The 2,663-nt window shown below is 53.0% G+C and carries 2 protein-coding genes and 1 tRNA gene; all 3 read right to left on the bottom strand.

Going from position 1 to position 2,663, the window contains the following annotated elements:
- Window positions 1-651: 651 nt before the first annotated feature.
- The 3 genes from Q0482_RS08095 to Q0482_RS08085 all read right to left on the bottom strand — a co-directional run bounded on the left by Q0482_RS08095 (window position 652) and on the right by Q0482_RS08085 (window position 2,510).
- Window positions 652-1,698: a Nif3-like dinuclear metal center hexameric protein gene (locus Q0482_RS08095; RefSeq protein ID WP_299145315.1), complete on the bottom strand. Its 1,047-nt coding sequence runs from the start codon at window positions 1,696-1,698 to the stop codon at window positions 652-654.
- A complete protein-coding gene (locus tag Q0482_RS08090) occupies window positions 1,695-2,381 on the bottom strand; it encodes a class I SAM-dependent methyltransferase (protein WP_299145314.1) in 687 nt (228 codons plus the stop codon). Before Q0482_RS08090 ends, Q0482_RS08095 begins: the two co-directional genes overlap by 4 nt.
- Window positions 2,382-2,433: 52 nt before the next feature.
- Window positions 2,434-2,510: transfer RNA gene (locus Q0482_RS08085), tRNA-Ile, on the bottom strand.
- Between the last annotated feature and the right edge of the window lie 153 nt (window positions 2,511-2,663).

The following is a 2,663-nucleotide window of genomic DNA, read 5'->3' as shown; positions in this document are numbered from 1 at the left end:
TAAAATTGGCTAAATTTGACGGGCTAAAAATGGCTATATTTGCCGGGCTCTAACAAGCCGGAAGGGGTCAGCTGCCTGCGGCAGCTGATATTCAAAAGGGGCTGTGAAGAAATGATTTACATTTTTTCACAGCCCCTTTCCCCCTTTGGTGCCTTACGGCACCACCTTTGCCCCGGTGGGAAGCGTGTCACTGGATTTTCGGGTCACTGCGTTCCCCTACAAATCCAGTTCCCTTGCCACCCCGCTGTGCGGGGGCACAACAAAGCTCTGTATAACATTCGGTTCACATGTGACTCTAAACCCCACCGCCTGCGGAGGGGAAGCTGGTGGCGCAGCCACCAAAGGGGGCCGCTTTTCCCTCGCGCTGTGCACATTCTGCAGAGAATGTGCAAGTCAGTCGAAGTTGGCCCATAGCCTGCCCATAAAAGGGCCTTCCTTTTAATCGACTGACCGTTAGACGCGGTTGTATGGTTTTCTATCACACTAGCCCACTAGCACACCAGCACACCAGCACACTAAATCGGTTTTATTCATACTGGCGGCAGAGCCGCCCACCACAACCCTCACGGCCAAAGGCCGTGTCAAACCTGAGAACCCTCGGGGCGAAAGCCCCGTCAACCCTGAGAACCCTCACGCCCAAAGGGCTGTCCCTCATACATGCCCGAAAATATCTACAGCGCCGCTGTCCTCCAGCACTTCCAGATCCCAGCCTTTTTCTGCCGCTGCTTTTCTGATTCTTGCGGCCAGTTTTGGCACAATAACCCTTTCTGTATAGAAATGGCCGCCGTCGGCGATGAGGAGTCCCATTGCCGATGCATCCTGGGCTTCATGATATTTCAGGTCCCCTGTGAGGTAAAGGTCTGCTCCTTTTGCCTTGGCAAGGGCGGTAAATTCACTGCCTGCGCCGCCAAGGACGGCGACCTTTCTCACCGTAATATCCGTATTTCCTGCATAGCGAAGGTCGGGAATGCCCAGTTTTTCCTTGATATATCGAAGCGCTTCCTTTCCCGGAAGAGCTTCCGGCAGCTCTCCCACCCGCCCCATGTATTCCACGGAGGCACCGTTTTTCAGTTCATAAATATCGCAGTGCACAGGGCTGCAGATTTCCTTCAGGTCATTCAATACGTCTCGGAAGGAAGAGGACTTTACATTGAACTCCATTTTTCCTGCCCGGCTGCTGTCATCTGCATCTCCCAGAAGGTAGAAATGGCCGGCCATCCCTTTGTATTTTCTCTCCAGAAGTCCTTTGAACTCCTTAGCCTTCACAAATTCCACGTAGGCTGCCACCTTGAGAAGGGGCTCTGTTTTTTCCTTCACCAGGCCTTCCAAGTGCTGAAGTCCCAGCGCTTCTGCCAGTGCATCATTCACCCCATCCCTGGCGGTATCCAGATTCGTATGGGCTGCAAAGGAAAGAATGTCATGCTTGATAAGTTTTCCGATAACCCGGCCCTTATAGGTGGAAAGGTCGATGGAGTGCAGGGATTTGAAAAGGAAGGGATGATGGGAAATAATCATGGACACCCCATCTTTTACAGCCCTGTCCACATTCTCCTCTGTAAGGTCAAGGGAAATGAGCACCTTCTTTACCGGCTGCTCCGGATTTCCCACCTGCAGCCCCGGATGGTCCCAGCTCTCTGCCAGCTTCTGTGGCGCCCATTCTTCCATCAGATTCATGAGATCCTGTGCTTTGATATTCATAAAAGTGCCTCCAGTTCCGCCTTTTCAGCCAACGCCTTTTCTCTCTTCCGCCGATTTCTTTCATTATCCGTATCCGGTGCCACTCCGTTGATAAGGAAATCCCTTTTCCGTATAAGCCGGCGGATATGTTCATGAAACAGGGGGTGCTGCCTGTATCCTTCAGTGACACCGATTTCCCCTTCCAGCAGTGAAATTTCCTTCATGCTGCCGGGAACGGCCAGCATCATTTCATAAAGCCTTCTGTCTTCCAGGGCCATCTCTTCCTTTATAATTTTGAAATGATGGGTAGAAAGATACTGCTTCAGCTCCGCCACATGGTTCTGGGGCTGGAGTACCAGCCAGGAAAGGGCCTGTGCCCTCTCCATGTCCGCCTCCAGAATGTCCCTCATCATAAGGCCGCCCATACCGGCAATGGTCACGCCGTCGACTTCCCCCTTCTGCAGCGGGGCCAGACCGCCGCCCAGGCGAAGCTCTATCTGCCCTTCCTTCCCCTGCTCCTTGATATGAAACCTGGCCCTTTCCAGAGGTCCTTTGTGAATATCCGAGGCAATAGCTGCCTGGATTTTCCCCTCCTCCAGAAGCGCAAGAGGAAGGTAGGCATGATCCGTCCCGATATCCGCCATGGAGCGAGAAGGCGGCACCAGCTCTGCTGCCTGACGAAGCCTTGCTGTCAAATTCGTCATCTTTCCTCCCGGAAATAAAAAAAGCTGAGCTTTCGCTCAGCAGGAGTTTCATTGGTGGGCCCACCAGGGCTCGAACCTGGGACCAGACGGTTATGAGCCGTCGGCTCTGACCAACTGAGCTATAGGCCCGCAATCACCAACTTATGCTATTTTAACAGTTAAAAGAGAATGAGTCAAGTAGGGTAGAAGGGGCCGCTTCGCGGCCCCGGGGTCAGAGGGAAAGGTTCTTAAGTTGTGCGCCAGTTCGGCGTGTATAGTATAGTCTGGTGAAAGTCCAGACCC

This window comes from uncultured Dialister sp., from assembly GCF_937959425.1.
GTDB lineage: Bacteria > Bacillota > Negativicutes > Veillonellales > Dialisteraceae > Dialister.
Note: the sequence above shows the minus strand (reverse complement) of the source record. Positions and strands in the feature narration are given on the sequence as shown.